Genomic DNA, 20672 nt, shown 5'->3' on the forward strand with positions numbered 1-20672 from the left:
GTAGCACCGACGACGCCGTGAGCTCCAGGAGATCCGCCAGATGCCCGCTCGCTCCACCACCCGCCGGGGACTCGTCCGCGCCGGTGCGCTCACCGCCTCGGCGTTCGCCGCAGTCACCCTGTGGGCGCCGGCCGCCGCCGCGGCGCCGGTCAGCACCCTGCCGCTGGAGCCGCCCACGGCGGAGGTGCACCTGCGCCCGCAGGAGACCATCGGCAAGCTGCCGGTCGCCGCGCCGCCGTCGACCGCTCCGGACACCGTCACGCCGATGCACCACCAGTGGGGTGCCACCTCCCGGCTCCTGCTCCCCACCGACGTCGACGCCAGCGCGATGGTCGTCGAGCTCGAGCTCAGCCCCTCGATGGGCGCCGTGCCGACCCGCACGTACTCGACCCGCCCCGCCACCCCGCCGGCCGACCAGCTGGTGGTGAACGACCTCGGCGCCGGCCCGTTCACGGGTGTCACGCAGTACGAGGTCGTCATGCCCGCCTACGACGCCGCGAACCCGACCAACGGGCGGCTCGTCTTCGCCGGCCTCGACACCACGGCCGGCGCCGGGGTCACCATGATCGACCCCCTGGCCTACCACCTGCAGTTCGCCGGCTCGGGCGGGATCATCCAGTACCACGTGCCGCAGGTCGTGGTGAGCGCCCAGGAGCGCTGCCCCGTCGGCTCGGCCACCCGGTGCACGCCGCCGGTCCCCGTGACGGCCGGCTCGGCCCTCACGCTGACCGTGCCGGCCACCTCCCGGCTGGCCGCGCTCGGCTTCGGGACCTTCGGGGTGACGACGTTCTCCCTCGAGGGCCTGGACGGCAGCGGTGCGCACAACGGGGAGCTGGCCCAGTTCGGCGCCACGTCCGTGGCCGCCGACCGCTCCGCGGTGACGCTCACGATCCCGGCCGAGACGCCGGCCGGCACCTACCGGCTGACCGTGGCGAACGGTCTGGACACCACCATCTACGGCACGGACACGCTGAGCCGCGTCGCGTTCGACCGCGTCGAGCTGCAGGTGTCCGCGGCCGCCAACCGCGGCCTGAAGTCCAACACCGGCTGGGGTGAGTCGACCGAGGACGGCGGCACGTCCGGTCTCGTCCCGCTGGGCGCCGGCATGGTGCTGCTGGCCGGGCTCACCACCGTCGTGGTGCTCCGGCGCCGTCAGGACACGACGGCGGTCTGATCCGTGCGGCTGAAGCCACTCCGTCCGCGCGCGGCGGTCCTCTCCGGGGCCGCCGCGCTCGGCGTCTGCGGTGCCGTGCTCATCGGTGTCGGGCTGGCCGACGGCGACGCGACCGCGCACGCCGTCCCGGTGGTCGCCGACGACGGCGGGACCGCCGCCCCCACGTCGGCTCCACCGGCCCCCACGGCCGGGCCCACCGCCACCCCGTCGCCCACGCCGGTGGCGCTGCGGACGCCGTCGTCGGACGTGCACGTGCGCATCGGGTCGGTCGACCTGGACCTACCGGTGCTCCCGCTGCAGCCGAAGCGGGGGGTCGTCGACCCGCCCACCCTGACGGCCGCGTACTGGCTGGAGCCCTACGGCCGGCCGGTCGGTTCGGCGGACCAGGCGGAGAACACGCTCTACATCGCCGCCCACTCGGCGGGCCGCGGCGACAACGGGTTCGATCCCCTCCTGACCGCGGACCACCGGGGCGCCGCGGTCGCCGCAGGTGACACGGTCGAGGTGGTGACCCCGCAGGGCACGGTCACCTATACGGTCGACCGCACCGAGCGGGTGCCGAAGGGCGAGCTCGCCGACGCCACCGACGTCTGGGAGGCGGTGCCCGGGAGGCTGGTGCTCATCACGTGCTTCCAGCGGGCCGACGGCCGGAACACCACCGAGAACCTGGTGGTGTTCGCGCACTCCTGAGCTACCGGCACCGACCGGGCGCTAGCGTCCGCGCCATGTCGCAGCTGCACGACCTCACCGCGCTCGAGCAGGCCGCCGCCGTCCGCGCGAAGGAGGTCAGCCCGACCGAGCTGGTCGAGCACGCCCTGGCGCGGATCGACGCGCACGACGCCGGGCTCGGCGGCTTCCTCACCGTCACGCCCGAGCGCGCGCGGGCCCAGGCCGCCGAGGCGGAGGCCCGGGTGCGGGCCGGCGGGGAGCTGCCACCGCTGCTCGGCGTCCCGACCGCGATCAAGGACCTGAACAACACCGCCGGGGTCCGGACGACGTTCGGCTCCGCCGCGCTGGCCGACTTCGTGCCGCAGGTCGACGACGCCGTCGTCACCCGGCTGGCCGAGGCCGGGACGATCAGCGTGGGCAAGACGAACACCCCGGAGTTCGGCTTCCCCTGCTACACCGACAACGACCTCGTCGGGCCGGCCCGCTGCGTCTGGGACCCCTCGCGGCTGGCGGGTGGCTCCAGCGGGGGAGCGGCGGTCGCCGTGGCGGCGGGCTTCGTGCCGTTCGCCCAGGGCAGCGACGGCGGCGGCTCGATCCGCATCCCCGCCAGCGTCAACGGGCTGTACGGGATCAAGCCGACCCGCGGCCGGATCAGCAACGCGCCCTACGGCAGCGAGGTCACCGGGCTGGGCACCAGCGGGCCGCTGGCCCGCACCGTGCGCGACGCGGCCGCGATGCTCGACGCCATGGCCGGCCCGGAGATCGGCGACCCGTCCTGGGCGCCGCCGCTGCCGCCGGGGGAGACCTTCCTCGGATGGGCCGACCGCGACCCGGGCCGGCTGCGGATCGGCCGCTACACCGAGTCGGCCATGCCCGGCACCGAGCTGGAACCGGAGGTCGCCGAGGCGTTCGACGACGCCGGCCGCCTGCTGGAGCAGCTCGGGCACACCGTCGAGGACGTGCCGCACGGGCTCCTGGACCCGGCGGTGCTGCCCTCCTTCGAGCGGGTGTGGGCGCTGAGCGCGACCACGCTGCCGGTGCCCGCCGGCCGGGCCGACCGGCTGCAGCCGCTGACCCGCTGGATGCAGGACCGCGGTCTCGCGCTCTCGGCCCGGGACGCGATGGAGGCGATGTTCGCGCTCCGGGTGTTCTCCCGGCAGTTCCTGCGGGCGACGGCAGGCTTCGACGTGCTGCTCGCGCCCGTGCTCACCATGACGCCCCGGCCGATCGGCTGGTTCACCGAGGACGGCGAGGGCGGCCCGGACTTCGAGCGGCAGAAGCGCTACGCCGCGTTCACCGCGCTGTTCAACGTCACCGGCCAGCCGGCGGTCAGCGTTCCGCTGCACTGGACCGCCGACGACCTGCCGATCGGGACCATGCTCGTGGGCCGGCCCGCGGACGAGGCCACGCTGATCGCGCTGTCGGCCCAGCTGGAGGCCGCCCGGCCGTGGGCGGGACGCCGCCCCGCCGTCTGGACGGCGAGCCGGTGAACCGGGCACGTCACCGGTAAGTTGTCCCCCGTGAACGTCGCCGAAGCCCTCCTCGTGTTCGCGGGCATCCCGCTGGCCATCGTCGTCGTCCTCGCGTTCCTGACCCTCAAGCCCGGCGCCGACCGGCGCCCGCGCTACAAGCCGGGTCAGGCCTGGGACTACGCACCGGTCTGGTTCGAGCCGCACCCCGCCCACACCGGCGGTGGTCACGGGCCCGCCCCGGCGCACGGCCCGGCCGCCGTCCCCGGCAGCAGCGGCACCGCGGCGCTCGGCTCCTCGGTGTACCCGGAGCAGCCGGCGGAGCGCAGCACCGACAGCGGCCACGGCGCGGGCCCCGCGGCCGGCCACTCGCACGGCGGCGCGGTCCGCGCCCCTCAGCCTGCCGGCCCGCTCGGCGGCGCCCGCGGCACCTGGTGACGGTGCTCCGGTGACCCCTTCCGACGTCCTGACGCACACCCCCGGAGACCGGCGATGACCCGAGCGCTCGAAGTTGACTCACACGACACCGCGACGCAGACGACGGCCGCCGCCCGCACCGACGAGGGCGGTGGCTCGGCCGACAAGATCTTCAGCTACAAGGAGCTGGCCCGCCTCGACGAGGCGCTGACCATGTCCTCCCGGGAGACCGGCCTGCGCTTCACCCTCTACGTCGGTGAGCTGCGCTCGCCCACGCGGCTGCACGCCGAGGAGCTGCACGCCCGCTCCGGCGACCACCCGACCGACGCGGTGCTGATCGCGATCTCGCCCGGTCAGCGCGTCGTCGAGGTCGTCACCGGTGCGGCCGCCGCCCGCCGGCTGCCCGACCGCGCGTGCGCGCTGGCGGTGCTCTCGATGACCAGCTCGTTCGCCAACGGCGACCTGGTCGGGGGGACCGTCAACGGTCTGCGCCAGCTCTCGGACCAGGCCGGCCACCCGGCGTCCCTGCGCCACTGACGAAGGACCCCCTGCCCCCACGGCTCGCTAGCTCGCCGCGGGCCCCTGCAGGGGGCCGGACGAAGGCGCCGAACCCCTCGGGGTGCGGCGCCTTCGTCGTTCCTGCTGCTAGGCCTCCGCGGCAGCGGCGTCGGCGTCCCGCTCGCGGGCCCGCAGCGCGCGGGCGATCCCGTCCCGGCCCTCGAACACCAGCCGGCGCAGGGCCGGGGGCTGCTCGCCGTCGGACAGCCAGGCGTCCGCGGCCACGAGGGTGCGCGGCTCCACCACCGGCGGGAACAGGTACTGGACGGCGTTCTTCGCGATCTCGCCCGGCCGGCGGTCCCACATCGGCCTGATGTCGGTGAAGTAGCGGTCGACGTAGCCGGCGGTCAGCTCGCGCTGGGCGTGGTGCCAGAAGCCCTGGAGCATCGCCTCGTGCACGGCGTTGGGGATCGTCTCGTCGGTGAAGGCCCGCTGCCAGGTCTCCTCCTTGGACTCCGCCGTGGGACGCAGCGCCCGGGCGGTGGCCGCCCGGCGGATCCCGGTGGCCGTGGCGTCCCGCTCGGCCTCGGCGTCGATCTCCGCGTCGCCGGCCGCGCCGATGGCGACCAGCCCGTGCAGGAAGGCCCAGCGCGCGTCGGCGTCCACGGTCAGCCCCTCCAGCGTGCGCGAGCCGTCGAGCAGGCCCCGCAGCACCGCGGCGTGCTCGTCGCTGCGGGCAGCGGTGGCCAGGGTGCGCGACCACAGCAGCTGCTGGTCGCTGCCGGCCGGGGCCGACTCGAGCGCGGCGAGCGCGTGGTCGGCCAGCTGCGTCCAGCCCGTCGGCGCCCACGCCGGGTCGGCGAAGCTGGACAGCGCGGTCTGCGTCCGGGCCAGCAGGGACTGGATGACGCTGCTCTCGGTCTCGGTGCCGATCCCGGCCAGCACCAGCTCCACCCAGTCGCGGGCGGGCAGCTCGGCGTCGCGGGTCATGTCCCAGGCGGCCGACCAGCACAGCGCGCGGGCCAGCGAGTCGGGCATGGAGCCGATGCGGGCGCGGAGGGTGGCCAGCGACCGCTCGTCCAGGCGCAGCTTGGCGTAGGTCAGGTCGTCGTCGTTGACCAGCACCAGGTCGGCCGCGGGGTGACCGGCCAGCTCGGGCACCTCGGTGCGGGCTCCGGCGACGTCCAGCTCCACGCGGTGGCTGCGGGTCAGCCCCTCGGGACCCTCGCTGTAGAGACCCACGGCGAGCCGGTGGTTGCGCAGCACCGGGTGCTCGGCGACGGCGGTCTGCTCGATGGCGAAGCTCGCGTAGCGGCCGTCGTCGGTGAGTTCGAAGATCGGGCGCAGGGTGTTCACCTGGCTGGTCCTGAGCCACTGCTCGACCCACTCGGTCAGGTCGCGCCCCGAGCTCTCCGAGAGGGGGGCCAGCAGGTCGGCCAGCGTGGTGTTGCCGTACTCGTGCTTGCGGAAGTACCGCCGCACCCCGGCGAGGAACTCGTCCCGGCCGACGTAGGCCACCAGCTGCTTGAGCACCGAGGCGCCCTTGGCGTAGGTGATGCCGTCGAAGTTGACCGTGACCGCCTCGACGTCGGGGATGTCGGCGGCGATCGGGTGCGTGGACGGGAGCTGGTCCTGCGCGTACGCCCAGGACTTCTCCGCGTTGGCGAACGTCGTCCACGCGGTCGTGAACTCGGTGGCCTCGGCCTGGCACAGCGTGCTGATGTAGGTGGCGAAGGACTCGTTGAGCCACAGGTCGTCCCACCAGCGCATGGTCACCAGGTTGCCGAACCACATGTGGCCCAGCTCGTGCAGGATCGTCTCGGCGCGCCGCTCGTACCGGGCGCGGCTGACCTTCGAGCGGAAGACGTAGTCCTCGAGGAACGTCACCGCACCGGCGTTCTCCATGGCCCCGGCGTTGAACTCGGGCACGAAGAGCTGGTCGTACTTGTCGAACGGGTACGGGTAGTCGAAGACCCGGTGGTAGAAGTCGAAGCCCTGCTTGGTGATCGCGAAGATCTCCTCGGGGTCGAGGAACTCCGCCAGCGACGCGCGGCAGTACAGGCCCAGCGGGATGCCCTCGTGCAGGTCGGTGACGCGGGCGTACGGCCCGGCGATCAGCGCCACCAGGTAGGTGGAGATCCGCTTGGTCGGCACGAAGTGGACCAGCTGGGAGCCGCCCTCACCGGCCTCGATCGTGCGGTCACCGGTGTTGGAGACGACCTGCCAGTCGAACGGGGCCGTCACGTGCATCGTGAACGTGCCCTTGAGGTCGGGCTGGTCGAAGCAGGTGAACATGCGCTTGGCGTCGGCCGGCTCGAACTGGGTGTACAGGTACACCTGGCCGTCGACCGGGTCGAGGAAGCGGTGCAGGCCCTCGCCGCTGTTGGAGTACCGGCAGTCCGCCGTCACCACGAGCGTGTTCTCCTCGGCCAGGCCGGGCAGCGGCAGGCCGCCCTCCTCGGTGTACGTGCTCACGTCGAGCTCGGTGCCGTTGAGGGTCGCCGACAGCACGTTCTCGGCGACGAGGTCGATGAAGGTGTCCGCGCCGGCCCGGCGGCTGGTGAACTCGACCGTCGTCGTCGACCGGAAGGTGTGCTCCCCGGGGCGCCCGGCCCCGTCGGTCACGTCGAGGGAGATGTCGTAGCTCTGGACGGCGAGCAGCTCCGCGCGGGCGGCAGCGTCGGTGCGGGTCAGGTTGGGTACGGCCACTCCCGCAGCTTTCCACGCGGTGGCGACAGCCCGCGCAGCGCACGGGAACAACGGGCGTGCGCCGGGCCTTGCCAGCGACCAGACGGCGTCGGGCGACCACCTGCCCGGCCACGGGAAGAGGAGTACGGATGACCGAGGCAGTGCAGAGCGCCCCCACGAAGGCCCGGGTGGACTTCTGGTTCGACCCGCTGTGCCCGTGGGCCTGGCTGACCAGCCGCTGGGTGCTCGAGGCGGCCAAGGTCCGCGAGATCGACCTCCACTGGCACGTCATGTCGCTCGCGGTGCTCAACCGCGGGCGGGACCTGCCGGAGGAGTACCAGGAGATGATGAAGAAGGCGATCGGCCCGGTTCGCGTGGCCGTCGCCGCCGCCCAGCAGCACGGCGACGAGGTGCTCGGCGACCTCTACACCGCGATGGGCACGCTCCGGCACCACGAGGAGCTGGAGCTGGACGAGCTGATCGCGCCGGCGCTCGAGCGCGTCGGCCTGCCGGCCGAGCTCGCCGCCGCTGCGGAGTCCACCGAGTACGACGAGGCGCTGGAGAAGAGCCACCACGCCGGCATGGACCCGGTCGGTGACGACGTCGGCACCCCCGTCATGCACATCGACGGCGTGGCCTTCTTCGGTCCGGTCATCAGCAAGGTGCCGACGGGTGAGGACGCCGGCAAGGCCTTCGACGGCGCCGTCCTGCTGGCCAACCTGCCGGACTTCTGGGAGCTCAAGCGCACCCGCAGCACCGGCCCGGACATGTCCTCGGTGCCCGCCGACGCCCTGGAGCTCACCCGGTAAGGACCCCGCTGCCCCCCGCCGCTCGCGAGCTCGCGGCGGGCCCCTGCAGCGGGGCCGTTCCAGACGGTCACGGTGGGGGCGGCATGCTGTCGGCGTGCCGCACCCCACTCGTCAGCGCATCTTCATCTCCGGCGCCAGCGCGGGCCTCGGCGAGGGCATGGCCCGCCGGTTCGCCGCCATGGGCCGCGACCTCGCCCTCTGCGCCCGCCGCCTCGACCGGCTGGAGAGCCTGCGCGAGGAGCTCCTCGCCGCGCACCCGGGGATCCGGGTCGAGGTGGCCGCGATGGACGTCGACGACCCCGCGTCCGTCGCCACCGTGCTGCCCGAGCTGGCCGACCGGCTCGGCGGGCTCGACCGGGTGATCGTCAACGCCGGGATCGGCAAGGGCGGCTCGATCGGCACCGGCGAGGCTGCCGCCAACCGCGCCGTCCTGGTCACCAACGTGCTCGGCTCGCACGCCCAGTGCGAGGCGGCCATGGAGCTGTTCCGCGCCCAGGGGATGGGGCACCTCGTGCTGATCTCCTCGGTCGCCTCGGTGCGCGGCATGCCGGGCACCCGGACGGCGTACGGCGCGAGCAAGGCGGCGCTCAACTCGCTGGCCGAGGGCATCCGCTCCGACGTCTACGGCTCGCAGATCGTCGTCACCTCGATCCTTCCCGGGTACATCGCCACCGACATCAACGTCGGGCGCCGCGGCCCGCTCACCGTGGGCCTGGACAAGGGCGTGAAGGCGCTCACCGAGACCATCGAGCGGGAGCCCGTGCGCGGCTACGTGCCGGGGGTCCCGTGGCGGCCGGTCGCCGGACTACTCCGCGTCCTCCCGCTGTCGGTCGTCCGGAAGCTCACCGGCTCCTAGTCACCAGGAGATCCGCATCGGCCGGCCGCGGGCGTCGCGGACGTCGTCGCCGACGGACTCGCCCTCACCTCTGGCCAGCCGGGCTGCCGACCACGCGGCGGCGCACGCGTCCAGCGCATCGATCACCGGGACGCCGGTCGGTGCCTCGACCAGCGCCTCCTCGACGTCCATCACCGACCGCAGCGCACGAAGCCGCTGGACGGTTCCGCGGGCCGACCCCTTGCGGTCCCTGACCTCGCCCGACAGGGCGCGGAAGGCCAACTCCGGGTGCACCTCGACGATCCGTTCGTCGGGCGGGTCCCCGAGGGCGTCGTCGAGCTGGCGTATCGCCCTGACCAGCTGGAACGCCTGGGCGGACGGGGCCCGTGGCGGATCGGTGTGCGCCCGGGAGATGTCCCGGGCGGTCGCGTAGTCGTCGGTGGCGAGCACGGCGCGAACCGGTGTCTGGAACACGGAGCCGGCGGCGCCCAGCTTCGCCAGCGTCTTCGCTGCGACCACGTCACAGGCGCGCACGCCGTCGTCCGACAGCCCGATGGGCATGTCGATCGCGACCAGCTCGACGTCCGGTACGGCGAGGACGGCGGTGACGTCCTCCAGGACCAGGAGCTGGACCGACCGGCCCTCCAGTCGCGCACCCACCCAGCGGTTGCGCCAGCCGTCGACCCCCAGCACCGCCACCCCGGGAGCCTGACAGACTCGCCGTCATGCGCGTCTTCATCGGTACCGACCACGCGGGCCTGGAGTTCAAGGAGCACCTGAAGAAGGTGCTGGCCGACGCCGGGCACGACCCGGTCGACTGCGGCGCCTTCGAGTACGACGCGCAGGACGACTACCCGCCGTTCTGCTTCGAGGTCGGCGAGCGGGTCGTGACCGAGCCCGGGTCGCTCGGCGTCGTCATCGGCGGCTCCGGCAACGGCGAGCAGATGGCCGCCAACAAGGTGCCCGGCGTCCGCGCCGCCCTCGTCTGGAACACCGCCACCGCCCAGCTGGCCCGTCAGCACAACGATGCCAACGTCGTCTCCATCGGTGCCCGGCAGCACAGCGACGACGAGGCGGCCCAGCTCGTGCTCGAGTTCCTCGCGACGCCGTTCAGCGACGACGAGCGGCACGTGCGGCGGATCGGGCTGATCGCGGACTACGAGCGCGACCGCCACCGCCCGGCCGGCGGGCTGCCCACCCGCACCGACCACCCCTGACGCGTCAGAAGTCCTCGGAGGCTGACGGCCCGACCGGCCAGCCGAACGCGGTGCTGGCCAGCGTGACCGCACCTGGGCTCACCTCGGTGACCCGGCCGGCGCCCTGCAGCGTGGCCAGCGAGACCCCGCCCAGATAGGCCGCCGAGAGCGCCTCGATGTCCAGCACGAGGTCGGGGTCGCTGTCGGTCCGCCCGCAGTAGCCGCCGGCGGGGTGCCCGGAGAGCCGCCAGCGCCCGTCGTTCCACGGGCAGAACGGGTCGCGCACCTCGAGCACCAGGTCGATCGGGGCGGGGTAGCGGCGCGCGGCGAGCGCCCGGTCGACGTCGACCAGCCGCACCCACAGCGCGTCGACCGGCCGGGCGTGCAGTGCCCGGGGGTCGCGCAGGAGGTGGGGCAGCGGGTCCTCCGGCGAGAAGCCGGGTGCTTCGACGGTGCGCATCAGGTCGTGGGCCAGGAGGAACTGCCACAGCGAGGCGTAGGCGGCCGGGGTGGTGGCCCGCACGTCCTCCACGGTGAGGGTGCCGTCGGGCTCGCCGGCGTCGGTCCACGTCGCCTTCACCCGGTACGTGGCGTAGCCGGTGACCGAGCCGTCGGCCTCGGTGTGCAGCGCGAACCGGCGGGCGGTCGCGCCGCGCCGCCGCTCGGGGAGGTCCAGCAGCGCGCGGTCCCACCAGCGCGCGTCGCGAGCGGTGTTGCCCGGCACGAAGCGGCGCACGGCCTCGTGCACGGCCGCCGCCGGCGCGCGGAACTCGTCCTGCTCGACCATGCGCACCCGCCCGCTGCCGGTGTCGACGTCGTCGCGCAGCCGGAGCCGTTCGAGCTGCCCGCTCCAGCCGCCCTTCCGGCTCGCGGTGGCGTAGCCGAAGCGGCCGTAGATCGAGGCCTCGGCCGCCCAGAGCGCGGCGACCGGCTCCCGCCCCTGCTCGTGCAGCTCGGTGAGCTGCCGCCGCATGATCGCGGTGAGGATCCCGCGCCGCCGGTGGGTGGGGGCGACCGTCACCCAGGTGACCCCGGCCATCGGCACCACGGCGCCGGGCACGGTCAGCTGCATGCTGTAGATGCCCGACGTCGCCACCACCCGGCCGTCCTCGACCATGCCCAGGGAGCGGTCCAGCTCGGCGACCGGCGACGGCTCGTCCTGGAAGGGCCCGTCGGGATCGTTGCCGAACACCGAGCTCATGGCCCGGCTGACCGCCGGCCACTCGTCGACGGTGAACGGGCGCAGCTGGGAGGAGACGTCGTCGGCCACGTCCTGTGTCTACCTGCCGGGTCCGACGGGCGGCCAGCCGATATAGGTGCGCCAGGATGACGGCCATGACGCGCAGCTGGGCGGAGATGATGACCGGGATCGCCGAACGGCTCCGGGCCACCACCGGCGACGACGTCGCGACCTGGAACGAGCGGGTGCGGGGCACCGGCCTGGAGACGGAACCGGAGCTACGGGCCTGGCTCGCCGAGCAGGGGATCAACGGCTACGCGCAGATGATGCTGGTGATGGAGCGCTTCGGTTACCCCGACTTCCTCACCGCCTCCGCCGACGAGCTGGTCGACGCCCAGTACGCCGACCGTCCGGCCCTGCGCCCGGTGTACGACACCGTCGTCGCGGCCGCCCTGGCGCTCGGCGAGGTGCACGTGCAGGCGCGCAAGGGGTACGTGCCGCTGGTCGGACCCCGGCGAACCTTCGCCGTCCTCCAGGCCTCCACGAAGGGCCGGGTCGACCTCGGGCTGCGGCTCGAGGACCGGGAGCCGGGCGGCCGGCTGCTGCCCGCGCGCAGCGTCGGCAACCGCGACTGCGCCGTCCGGGTGGCCCTGACCTCGGTGGACGACGTCGACGACGAGGTGCGCGATCTGCTGGCGGAGGCGTACCGCGAGAACCTCTGAGGCCCGCCGCCCTGTGACATGGTGCGCCGATGGACCCGGAGCAGCGGCCGATCGGCTGGTGGGTGAAACGGCTGGACACCCTGCTGGACGAGGCAGTCGACGCCGTCGTCGAGGGGGAGAAGCTGAGCCGCCGGCACTGGCAGGTGCTGCACTCGCTGGCGGAGGGACCGGTCCGGGATCCCGCGCTGCACGCCGCCCTGCAGGACTTCGGGAGCCCCGGTGACCTCGCGGTGGTGGTCGCCGACCTGATCGGCCGGGGCTGGGTGGTGTCGGGGCACGGCGGGGTGACGCTGACCGCCGACGGCGCCCTCGCGCACGACCGGGTGGAGCGCGCCGTGGGGCGGATCCGCCGGCACGTCGCCGACGGGCTGTCCCGGCAGGAGTACGAGCGCACGATCCTCGTGCTCAACCGCATGGTGGAGAACGTCGAGCGCGCGCTCGGCCGCCGCTGAGCGGATCGCGCTCCTCCGCTCGCTAGGGTCGGACGTTTCCCAGGACCACCGAGGAACGGAGACCTCCCCGTGCGCTCCCGCACGTTGCCGCTCGTGCTCACCGCCGGCCTGCTGGCCGGGTGCACCGGTACCGACGACGGCTCCGGGGGCGACGGCGCGACCGTCACCCTCTCCGCCCCCGGCGAGCAGCTCACGCTGGTGGCCGACGAGGACCCGGCGGCCGCCTCGGTCAGCACGAGCCGCGCCCTCTTCGAGCGGTCCGGCGTCGCCGTCGTCGCCGACGCCGACGACCGGGCGGGCACGCTGCTGGGCTCCTCGGCCGCCGTGGGTCTCGGCGTCCCGCTGCTCGTCGTGGGAGCGGACGCCGAGCCGCTGACCGCCGAGCTCGAGCGCCTCGGCGCGACGCACGTGCTCGCCGTCGGAGAGGTGGAGTTGACCGCGGAGGAGCGCGAGGTCCTCGCCGTCCCGGCGAGCGCCGAGGCCGTGGAGCAGGCGACCGGCCTGGAGTTCGCCGGCGACGAGGAGGTGCCGGCCGACGGCGACGCGCCGGCCGTGGCCGGTCTGACCGGGGATCCCGTCGTCGCGCTGCGGGGCGAGGAGCCGGCGCCGGGTGGGTCGGTGGACGGGTCGCTGCCCCCGGTCGAGCGTGCCGACCCGCTGGAGGACGTGCTCGTGCTGGCGACCGGTGAGTCGGTCGCGGGCATCGCGACGGCGCGGGCGGCGGGAGCGCAGGTGGTCCTCACCGGCACCACCGACCCGCGGGCGTCGGCGGACGTCGTGAGCGCGCTGGCAGAGGCGCCGAACGCGTCCGTCGTCGCGCTCGGCGCCGGCTTCGCCGCCGAGGAGGGCCTGGACTGGAAGACGGCGACCGCCGCGACGGGGGAGCAGCTGCCCGGCGGCGGGCAGACGCTGTTCCCCGGCCGGCTGATCGTGGCGCTCTACGGCCACCCGGGGACGTCGTCGCTCGGACTGCTGGGGGAGCAGGACCTCGACGGCGCCATCACGCGGGCGCAGGAGGTGGCCGCCCCGTACGAGGAGGTCGTGGACACCCCCGTGGTGCCGGCGTTCGAGGTCATCGCGACCGTGGCGTCCTCCAGCGCGGGGGAGGACGGCGACTACTCCTACGAGGCGCCGGTCGAGCAGCTGCGCCCGTGGGTCGAGGCCGCGGGCGAGGCGGGGCTGTACGTCGTCCTCGACCTGCAGCCCGGGCGCACCGACTTCCTCACCCAGGCGAAGCGCTACCAGGAGCTGCTGGAACTGCCGCACGTCGGGCTGGCGCTCGACCCGGAGTGGCGGCTCCGGGCCGATCAGGTGCACCTCACCGAGATCGGTCAGGTCGGCGTGGACGAGGTCAACCAGGTGATCACCTGGCTCGCCGACCTGACGCGGGAGAACGCGCTGCCGCAGAAGCTGCTGGTCCTGCACCAGTTCCAGCTGCGCATGCTGCCGGGCCGGGAGAGCGTCGACCTGACCCGCGACGAGCTCGCGGTGATGATCCACGCGGACGGCCAGGGAGCGCCGGGGGACAAGCTGGCCACCTGGGCGGCGCTGCGGGCCGGGGCCCAGCCGGAGCTGGCCTGGGGCTGGAAGAACTTCATCGACGAGGACCTCCCCATGCTCTCGCCGGCGGAGACGATCGCCCGGGTCTCCCCGACGCCGCAGCTGATCAGCTACCAGTAGCCCTCGACCTCTCCCGTTCCGTCGGTGGGCTGTGGTGTGCTGATCGGCACATCGACCCCGGAGGTGCTTCCAGGTGACCAGCGTCGCGCTCGGCCCCATCGACCAGCTGGACCCGCGGCTGCTCGAGCACCGCCGGGAGCTCACCGGGTACTGCTACCGCATGCTCGGCTCGGTCTTCGACGCCGAGGACGCCGTGCAGGAGACGATGGTCCGCGCCTGGCGGGGGATCGCCGACTTCGAGGGCCGGTCGGCGCTGCGCTCCTGGCTGTACCGCATCGCGACGAACGTCTGCCTGGACTCCCTCAACGGCCGGCAGCGCCGCGCGCTGCCCATGGACCTCTCCGGCTCGCCCTACCCGCCGGTCGAGGCCTCGCTGGCCGGCCGCCTGCCGGCCTCGGCGTGGGTGGAGCCGGTGCTCGACCGGCAGGTCATCCCCGAGGACGGCGACCCGGCCGAGCAGGCCGTGGCCAAGGAGTCGGTGCGGCTGGCCTTCGTCGCGGCGCTCCAGCACCTGCCCCCGCGCCAGCGGGCGGTGCTGATCCTGCGCGAGGTGCTGCGCTGGAAGGCCGAGGAGGTCGCCCAGCTGCTCGACACCACCGTCGCGTCGGTGAACAGCGCGCTGCAGCGCGCCCGGGCCACGCTGGCCGACCTCGACGGCCGGCCCGCGCCACGTTCGCTGGACTCCGACGACCGCGCGCTGCTGGCCCGCTACCTCGACGCCTTCGAGCGCTACGACATCGACGCGTTCGTGCAGCTGCTGCACGAGGACGCGACCCAGCACATGCCGCCGTTCGAGATGTGGCTGAAGGGTCGTCAGGACATCGGCACCTGGATGCTCGGGCCGGGCGCCGGCTGCAAGGGCTCGAAGCTGCTCCAGACCTCGGCCAACGGAACCCCGGCGGTGGCGCAGTACCGCCCCGCGGAGGGCGGTGGTCACGTGCCGTGGGGTCTGCACGTGCTGGAGATCGAGGACGGCCGGATCGCCCACATCTCCAGCTTCCTGAACCTCGACTGCGAGCTGTTCGCCGCGCTGGGCCTGCCGACGGAGATGTGACCGGCGGGGTCCGGGCGGCTCCGCGCCGACCCTCCTCGACCGCCTCGAGACGTCGGGGAAGCCGTCGCCCACCGGCGGCCGCGAGCGTCAGCCACGGGGAGATCGCGACGAAGGCCCGGCAGTGCCGGTCCAGCCGGTGGTCTCCGTCGTCCAGCGCGGGGGTTCGGTATCCGGCGACGGCGTCAGGTGCGCTCACCCGCTGACCGCAGAGGCCGCCGACGACGGGTCCGGGGAGCCGGGATCCGTCGCGCCACGCCGTGTGGCCCTTGACACATTCCGGACGCCAGTAGTCAAATCCTCAACTACCCCCGCGAGCCCGACCGCGCCGGTTCCACGAGAGGACGACATGACCGTTCCGCCCACGCCCCCGAGCGCCGCCGTCACGACCGATGTGCTGGTGGTGGGGTCCGGTCCGGCCGGCGCCTCCGCCGTCCTCTTCCTGGCCACCTACGGCACCTCCGCGCTCCTGATCACCAAGTACTCCCGCCTGTCCGACACCCCCCGCGCGCACATCACCAACCAGCGCACCATGGAGGCGATGCGGGACATGGGCCTGGAGGACCGGCTCATGCGCGAGGCGACCCCCTGGGAGTACATGGGGAACACGACGTTCTGCACCAGCCTGGCCGGTGAGGAGCTCGGCCGGATCCCCTCCTGGGGCACCGACACCGTGCGGCACGCCGACTACGAGCTGCAGAGCCCGTGCACGATGCTCGACGCCCCGCAGACGATCACCGAGCCCGTCCTGATCCAGGCCGCCCAGGAGCGCGGTGCGCAGGTGCGGTTCGACACCGAGTACGTCACCCACGTGCAGGACGACGAGGGCGTGAGCACCACCGTCCGCGACCGGCTCACCGGTGCCGAGTACGTCGTCCGGTCGAAGTACCTGGTCGGCGCGGACGGCGCCCGCAGCAGGGTCGCCGCCGACCTGGACCTGCCCTTCGAGGGTCCCGGCGCCGTGGGCGGGGCGCTGAGCATCGTGTTCGAGGCCGACCTCTCCCGGTTCGTCGCCCACCGGCCCTCGGTCCTCTACTGGATGCTGCAGCCGGGCGCCGAGAAGGAGGGCGTCGGGCTGGGCGTGCTGCGCATGATCAAGCCCTGGACCGAGTGGATGCTCATGTGGGGCTACGAGGTCGCCGCCGGGCCGCCGGAGCTCACCGACGACGTCGTCCGGGAGCTGGCGGTCGCGCTCGTCGGGACCGACGACTTCGAGATGCAGGTGAAGTCCCGCTCGCCGTGGACCGTCAACCACCACTTCGCGACGACGATCTCCCGCGGGCGGGTCTTCTGCGCCGGCGACGCGATCCACCGCCACCCGCCGACGAACGGGCTCGGCTCCAACACCTCCATCCAGGACTCCTACAACCTGGCCTGGAAGCTCGCCGCCGTGATCTCCGGGGCGGCCTCCCCGGCGCTCCTGGAGACCTACGACGCCGAGCGGGCACCGGTCGCCCGCCAGGTCGTCGAGCGGGCCAACCAGAGCATCGCCGACACCGGGAAGATCATCACCGCGCTCGACCTGACCGACACCACCGACGTCGACAAGCTCGAGGCCCAGCTCGCGCTGCGCAAGGCTCCGGGTCCGGAGGGCGAGAAGGTGCGGGCGGCGCTGCGGGAGGCGATCGCCTACAAGGCCTACGAGTTCGACGCCCACGGCGTCGAGCACAACCACCGGTACGCGTCGTCCGCGGTCCTCGGCGACGGGACGCCCATGCCGGAGTTCCGCCGCGACCCCGAGCTGTACGCCCAGCCCACGACCTGGCCCGGGGCCAATATCCCGCACACGTGGGTGACGCGTGAGGGCCACCGGGTGTCGACCCTCGACCTGGTCGGGCGCGGCCGGTTCGCCGTGGTCACCGGCATCGGGGGAGAGGCGTGGCTCGAGGCGGCGCAGGTTCTCGGGCCGGAGCTCGGGCTGACCATCACCCCCGTCGCGATCGGCCCCGGGCAGGAGTTCGAGGACCCGTACGGCACCTGGGCCGAGCTCAGCGAGATCGACGACGGCGGCGTCCTGCTGGTGCGCCCCGACATGGTCGTCGCCGCTCGCTCCGCGTCGGCGCCGTCCTCACCGCAGGCGGCGAGCGACTGGCTGCGGAACGCGCTGGTCACCGTCCTCCACCGCGCGGCCGGCCGCGGTGCCCTCCGCTGTCGGGTCGTCCGGCGGGTGCACGGCGGGACCGCTCACGTCGCAGTGCAGGCACCGCTCGACCGGGACCCGCCCGGTCTCCGCCGGCGCCTCGGCGCCCAGGGGACGCCGCACGAACGCGAAGGACACCAGGGCACCGGCGACCAGGAGCCCCGCCAGGATCAGCACCGCGGTGCGGAAGCCGGCGCCGAAGGCTGCCGGGTCGGTGTAGTCCTCGCCGCCCAGACCGGCGGCGACCGGGACGACCGCCACCGCGAGCAGCCCGGCGGCCCGGGCCACGGCGTTGTTCACGCCCGACGCCACCCCGGCGTACCGGTCCTCGGCGGAGTCCAGCACCGTCGCGGTCAGCGGGGCGACCAGCAGGGTGAGGCCCGCCCCGAACAGGGTCACCGCGGGCAGGACGTCGCGCAGGTAGGAGGCCTCCGGGCCGATCCGGAGCATGAGCAGCACCCCGCCGGCGGCCACGAGCGGCCCCGCGGTGAGCAGGAGGCGCGGCCCGATCCGCTGGGCCAGCGCGCCCACCCGGGCGGAGAACAGGAGCATCAGCACCGTGAGGGGGAGCAGCGCGGTGCCGGCCGTCAGCGGGCTGAACCCGGCGACCACTTGCAGCTGCAGGACCAGCAGCACGAAGAGCGCGCCCAACGCGGCGTAGACGAACAAGGTCGTGGCGTTGGCGGCGCTGAACTGCCGGTCGGCGAACAGCTCCGGAGGCACCAGGGGGTGCCGGGAGCGCCGCTCCACCGCGACGAACGCGGCCAGGGCGAGGACGCCGACGGCGGCGCCCAGCCACACCGCCGCCCCCGCCCCCCGCTCCCCGGCGGCGGTGAGGGCGTAGGTCAGCGCGCCGAGCCCGACGACGACCAGCCCCGTCCCGGCCCAGTCCAGCCGGGGCGCGGCGGCCGGGTCCCGGGACTCGGGCACGTGCCGGGCCGCGACGGCGAGGACCAGGGCGGCCAGCGGCAGGTTGACCAGGAAGACCGCGCGCCAGCTCCACTCCACCAGCCACCCGCCGACGAAGGGCCCGACGGCGGCCGCGACACCGGAGAGCCCGGACCACGCGCCGACCGCCGCGGCGCGGTCGGGCCCGGAGAAGGACGCCGACAGGATGGCCAGGCTGCCCGGGGTGAGCAGTGCTCCGCCGACGCCCTGGAGGGCGCGCGCGGCCACCAGCGTGTCGATGTCGGGAGCCAGGCCGCACAGCGCTGAGGCGGCGGCGAACCAGCACACGCCGACGATGAAGACCCGGCGTCGGCCGAACCGGTCGCTGAGCGATCCGCCGAGCAGGATCAGCGCGGCGAGGGTCAGCGTGTAGGCGTTGACCGTCCACTGCAGACCGGAGAAGTCGGCGTCGAGGTCCGCGCCGATGCGCTCCAGGGCCACGTTCACCACGGTCGCGTCGAGCAGGGCCACGCCCGAGCCGAGAACGGTGGCGAGCAGCACCCACCGGGCCTGTGCCGTGCCCATGCGCAGCCCCGCGGGAGGAGCGGTCATGCCCGTACCTCCTCGGCCGGTCCCCGACAGCCTGGTCGTGCTGCCATCCGCGGTCAACGCGCGCCGCGAGCGGGGATTCCCAGGGGCGGGCCGCGGTGGTGCGGCGAGCATGATGTCGGGCATGGCGCCGGAGACACAGCTCGTCATCGCAGCCGGTGAGGTGCCGGGCTACCTGGGCCCGACCGCGGCGCTCGTCGTGGCGGCGGCGGTGATCGGCTACCTGACGGCCCGTGCCCGGGTGGTGCCGATCGTCGGCTTCCTGGTGGCCGGCGTCCTCATCGGTCCTGCGCAGCTCGGCATCGTCGAGAACGGCGAGGCGGTGGAGGCCGCCGCGGACATCGGCGTCATCCTGCTGCTGTTCACCATCGGGATCGAGTTCTCCCTGGAGCGGCTGGCGCGGGTCTGGACCTGGATCGCCGTCGCCGGGGGCCTGCAGCTCCTGATGGCGACCGGCGCGGGCCTCGGGCTGACCCTGCTCGTCGGTGGTGACTGGCGGGACGGGCTGTTCACCGGCTTCCTGCTCGCGCTGTCGTCCACAGCCATCGTGCTGAAGCTTCTCGGGGAGCGGCGGGAGAACTCCGCGGTGCGCGGCCGGCTGGCGCTCGCGGTGCTCATCGCCCAGGACCTGGCCGTGGTCGCCATGGTCCTCGTCGTCCCCCTGCTCGGACCTTCCGCGGACGGCGGAGGATCGGGGGGCGGCTCGCTGCTCTGGGCACTGCTCACCGCCGTCGCGGTCATCGTCGTCGTCCTGGTGCTCGCCCGCCGGGTGATGCCGGCCCTGCTCGACGTCGTCGCGCGGACGTGCTCGCCGGAGGTGTTCCTCCTCGCCATCGTCGCCGTCTGCTTCGGCACCGCCTACCTGACCGCGCTGGCCGGGGTCAGCGTCTCCCTCGGCGCCTTCCTCGCCGGGCTGGTGGTGAGCGAGAGCCGGGCCAGCAGCCAGGCGTTCGCCGAGGTGCTGCCGCTGCAGATCGTGTTCAGCGCGGTCTTCTTCGTCTCCGTCGGCATGCTGCTCGACGTCGGGTTCATGCTCGCCAACCTGCCGCTGGTGCTGGGCGCCGCGGCCGTCGTGCTGCTGGTCAAGACGCTCACCACCGCGGCCGCCGCCACCGTGGCCCGCATACCGCTGCGGACGGCGGTCGCCACCGGTCTGCTGCTCGCGCAGGTCGGCGAGTTCTCCTTCGTGCTGCTCACCGTGGGCACCGCGGCCGGGCTGGCCCCGCTCGGGCTCGGCGACGACGGCTCGCAGGTCGTCGTCGCCACCACGGTCCTGCTCATGCTGCTCACCCCGCAGCTGGCCGCCGCCGGGGCGCGGATCGACCGGCGGCGCACCGTCGCGGACGACGGTTCCGACGCCGACGGCGGCACGCCCCGCGAGCACGTGGCGCTCATCGGCTGGGGCCCCACCGCGCTCGAGCTGGCGGCCACCCTGCGCAGCCGCGGCGTGGACGTCGTCATGACCACGCTCAACCCCGACGGGGCTCGGCAGGCCGAGGCTGCCGGGCACACCGTGGTGCGTGGCGACCCGACGAAGGGCGAGATCCTGCGCACGGCGGGGGTGCCCGACGCCCGGCTCGCCGTCGTCGCCGAGGACGACCCGGAGCAGGCGGTGCGGGTCGTCGCCGCCGCGCGGGCGGTCACCTCCGCGCCGATCCTGGCCCGGCCGCTGGGCGCCGTCGACGTCGCCGAGCTGGCCGACGCGGGCGCCGACCACATCCTCGACCGGACCGGCTCTCCGGTCAGGCGCTGCTGCGCTCGGTGCTCGCCGAGCTCGGTCACCGGTTCGCCGACCGGGAGGGCAACCGCACCGTCGTCGACACCGCCCGGGTGGTCCGGTACGCGTGGCCGCCGGGCAGCGGCTGCGAGCACGGCGCGGCGTCCCGGCCGGTCGTGCCCCTGGCCTCGGGCTGCGTCGGGTGCCTGCAGGAGGGGACCGAGTGGGTGCACCTGCGCACCTGCCTGGGCTGCGGGTACGTCGGCTGCTGCGACTCCTCGCCGCGCCGGCACGCGCGTGCCCACGCCGCGGCCGACGACCACCCGCTGATCGCCTCGGCCGAGCCGGGGGAGAGCTGGGGCTACTGCTTCGTCGACGACGTGACCGTGCCGGCGCCGGCCGGAGCGGCTCCCGAGGCGGAGTCCTCGCCCGCGTCCCAGTGAGGCACACCGCGCCCCGCGGGGCAGGGACCGGAGCC

General features: G+C 74.2%; 18 protein-coding genes and 1 pseudogene. 15 read left to right on the forward strand and 4 right to left on the reverse strand.

Translation table 11 applies throughout. The features are described from left to right. Positions 1–40: 40 nt before the first annotated feature. Genes DQ244_RS05250 through DQ244_RS05270 form a run of 5 tightly spaced genes read left to right on the forward strand, consistent with a single transcriptional unit; the run spans position 41 to position 4266 of the window. A complete protein-coding gene (locus tag DQ244_RS05250) occupies positions 41–1174 on the forward strand; it encodes a hypothetical protein (RefSeq protein WP_113810319.1) in 1134 nt (377 codons plus the stop codon). 3 nt (positions 1175–1177) lie between these two features. Then, entirely contained in the window at positions 1178–1864 is a 687-nt protein-coding gene (locus DQ244_RS05255) for a class F sortase (RefSeq protein ID WP_113810320.1), read from the forward strand. A 35-nt stretch (positions 1865–1899) separates the two neighbouring features. Next, complete coding sequence (locus DQ244_RS05260; RefSeq protein WP_113810321.1) at positions 1900–3333, forward strand: amidase; 1434 nt, start codon at positions 1900–1902, stop codon at positions 3331–3333. A 30-nt stretch (positions 3334–3363) separates the two neighbouring features. Next, positions 3364–3750, forward strand: coding sequence for a hypothetical protein (locus tag DQ244_RS05265; protein ID WP_113810322.1), 387 nt, complete (start codon positions 3364–3366; stop codon positions 3748–3750). A gap of 54 nt (positions 3751–3804) precedes the next feature. Beyond that, positions 3805–4266: a DUF5130 family protein gene (locus tag DQ244_RS05270; RefSeq protein WP_113810323.1), complete on the forward strand. Its 462-nt coding sequence runs from the start codon at positions 3805–3807 to the stop codon at positions 4264–4266. A 108-nt stretch (positions 4267–4374) separates the two neighbouring features. Here the strand turns inward: DQ244_RS05270 and pepN are convergent, their stop codons facing one another. Further along, on the reverse strand, positions 4375–6936 hold the full coding sequence (pepN, locus tag DQ244_RS05275; RefSeq protein ID WP_113810324.1) for an aminopeptidase N: 2562 nt from the start codon (positions 6934–6936) through the stop codon (positions 4375–4377). Between the two features lie 128 nt (positions 6937–7064). On the opposite strand from pepN, the gene DQ244_RS05280 reads away from it, so the two are divergent. Both DQ244_RS05280 and DQ244_RS05285 read left to right on the forward strand, forming a co-directional pair. Continuing rightward, positions 7065–7724 carry a DsbA family protein gene (locus DQ244_RS05280; protein WP_113810325.1) on the forward strand — a complete coding sequence of 220 codons (660 nt, stop codon included), beginning with the start codon at positions 7065–7067 and terminating at the stop codon, positions 7722–7724. 94 nt (positions 7725–7818) lie between these two features. Beyond that, entirely contained in the window at positions 7819–8580 is a 762-nt protein-coding gene (locus DQ244_RS05285) for an SDR family oxidoreductase (protein WP_113810326.1), read from the forward strand. Here DQ244_RS05285 and DQ244_RS05290 read toward each other — a convergent pair whose 3' ends face one another. Next, positions 8581–9258 carry a DUF429 domain-containing protein gene (locus tag DQ244_RS05290; RefSeq protein WP_113810327.1) on the reverse strand — a complete coding sequence of 226 codons (678 nt, stop codon included), beginning with the start codon at positions 9256–9258 and terminating at the stop codon, positions 8581–8583. A gap of 26 nt (positions 9259–9284) precedes the next feature. On the opposite strand from DQ244_RS05290, the gene DQ244_RS05295 reads away from it, so the two are divergent. Continuing rightward, the gene (locus tag DQ244_RS05295; protein WP_113810328.1) at positions 9285–9776 is read left to right on the forward strand and encodes a ribose-5-phosphate isomerase; all 492 of its coding nucleotides are present in this window, start codon (positions 9285–9287) and stop codon (positions 9774–9776) included. A 4-nt stretch (positions 9777–9780) separates the two neighbouring features. Here DQ244_RS05295 and DQ244_RS05300 read toward each other — a convergent pair whose 3' ends face one another. Further along, positions 9781–11025, reverse strand: a complete 1245-nt coding sequence (locus tag DQ244_RS05300; protein WP_113810329.1) for a GNAT family N-acetyltransferase — start codon at positions 11023–11025, stop codon at positions 9781–9783. A 65-nt stretch (positions 11026–11090) separates the two neighbouring features. Here DQ244_RS05300 and DQ244_RS05305 point away from each other — a divergent pair, with 65 nt between their 5' ends. The 5 genes and pseudogenes from DQ244_RS05305 to DQ244_RS20220 all read left to right on the forward strand — a co-directional run. Beyond that, entirely contained in the window at positions 11091–11657 is a 567-nt protein-coding gene (locus DQ244_RS05305; protein ID WP_199580196.1) for a DUF5655 domain-containing protein, read from the forward strand. A gap of 29 nt (positions 11658–11686) precedes the next feature. After that, positions 11687–12109, forward strand: a complete 423-nt coding sequence (locus tag DQ244_RS05310) for a MarR family transcriptional regulator (RefSeq protein WP_113810331.1) — start codon at positions 11687–11689, stop codon at positions 12107–12109. A gap of 69 nt (positions 12110–12178) precedes the next feature. Beyond that, entirely contained in the window at positions 12179–13789 is a 1611-nt protein-coding gene (locus DQ244_RS05315) for a hypothetical protein (protein WP_113810332.1), read from the forward strand. 73 nt (positions 13790–13862) lie between these two features. Then, a complete protein-coding gene (locus DQ244_RS05320) occupies positions 13863–14843 on the forward strand; it encodes a sigma-70 family RNA polymerase sigma factor (protein ID WP_113810333.1) in 981 nt (326 codons plus the stop codon). Positions 14844–15189: 346 nt separating this feature from the next. After that, a pseudogene (locus DQ244_RS20220) lies at positions 15190–16899 on the forward strand (FAD-dependent oxidoreductase); the annotation flags it as partial. A 9-nt stretch (positions 16900–16908) separates the two neighbouring features. Here the strand turns inward: DQ244_RS20220 and DQ244_RS05330 are convergent. Beyond that, positions 16909–18480: an MFS transporter gene (locus tag DQ244_RS05330; RefSeq protein ID WP_113810676.1), complete on the reverse strand. Its 1572-nt coding sequence runs from the start codon at positions 18478–18480 to the stop codon at positions 16909–16911. Between the two features lie 121 nt (positions 18481–18601). Between DQ244_RS05330 and DQ244_RS05335 the strand changes: the two genes are divergently transcribed. Both DQ244_RS05335 and DQ244_RS19825 read left to right on the forward strand, forming a co-directional pair. Beyond that, a complete protein-coding gene (locus DQ244_RS05335; protein WP_158544470.1) occupies positions 18602–20524 on the forward strand; it encodes a cation:proton antiporter in 1923 nt (640 codons plus the stop codon). Next, positions 20422–20637, forward strand: coding sequence for a UBP-type zinc finger domain-containing protein (locus DQ244_RS19825; RefSeq protein ID WP_233491181.1), 216 nt, complete (start codon positions 20422–20424; stop codon positions 20635–20637). The genes DQ244_RS05335 and DQ244_RS19825 overlap by 103 nt, the downstream gene beginning before the upstream one ends. Positions 20638–20672: the final 35 nt, after the last annotated feature.

It is taken from the genome of Blastococcus sp. TBT05-19, from assembly GCF_003319095.1.
GTDB lineage: Bacteria > Actinomycetota > Actinomycetes > Mycobacteriales > Geodermatophilaceae > Blastococcus.

Bases quoted from the DNA above. Each gene is read 5' to 3' on its own strand.
- DQ244_RS05305 (WP_199580196.1), top strand. From the start codon at position 11,091: ATGACGCGCAGCTGGGCGGAGATGATGACCGGGATCGCCGAACGGCTC.
- DQ244_RS05250 (WP_113810319.1), top strand. From the start codon at position 41: ATGCCCGCTCGCTCCACCACCCGCCGGGGACTCGTCCGCGCCGGTGCG.
- DQ244_RS05280 (WP_113810325.1), top strand. From the start codon at position 7,065: ATGACCGAGGCAGTGCAGAGCGCCCCCACGAAGGCCCGGGTGGACTTC.
- DQ244_RS05295 (WP_113810328.1), top strand. From the start codon at position 9,285: ATGCGCGTCTTCATCGGTACCGACCACGCGGGCCTGGAGTTCAAGGAG.
- DQ244_RS05270 (WP_113810323.1), top strand. From the start codon at position 3,805: ATGACCCGAGCGCTCGAAGTTGACTCACACGACACCGCGACGCAGACG.
- DQ244_RS05260 (WP_113810321.1), top strand. From the start codon at position 1,900: ATGTCGCAGCTGCACGACCTCACCGCGCTCGAGCAGGCCGCCGCCGTC.
- DQ244_RS05330 (WP_113810676.1), bottom strand. From the start codon at position 18,480: ATGACCGCTCCTCCCGCGGGGCTGCGCATGGGCACGGCACAGGCCCGG.
- DQ244_RS05335 (WP_158544470.1), top strand. From the start codon at position 18,602: ATGGCGCCGGAGACACAGCTCGTCATCGCAGCCGGTGAGGTGCCGGGC.
- DQ244_RS05310 (WP_113810331.1), top strand. From the start codon at position 11,687: ATGGACCCGGAGCAGCGGCCGATCGGCTGGTGGGTGAAACGGCTGGAC.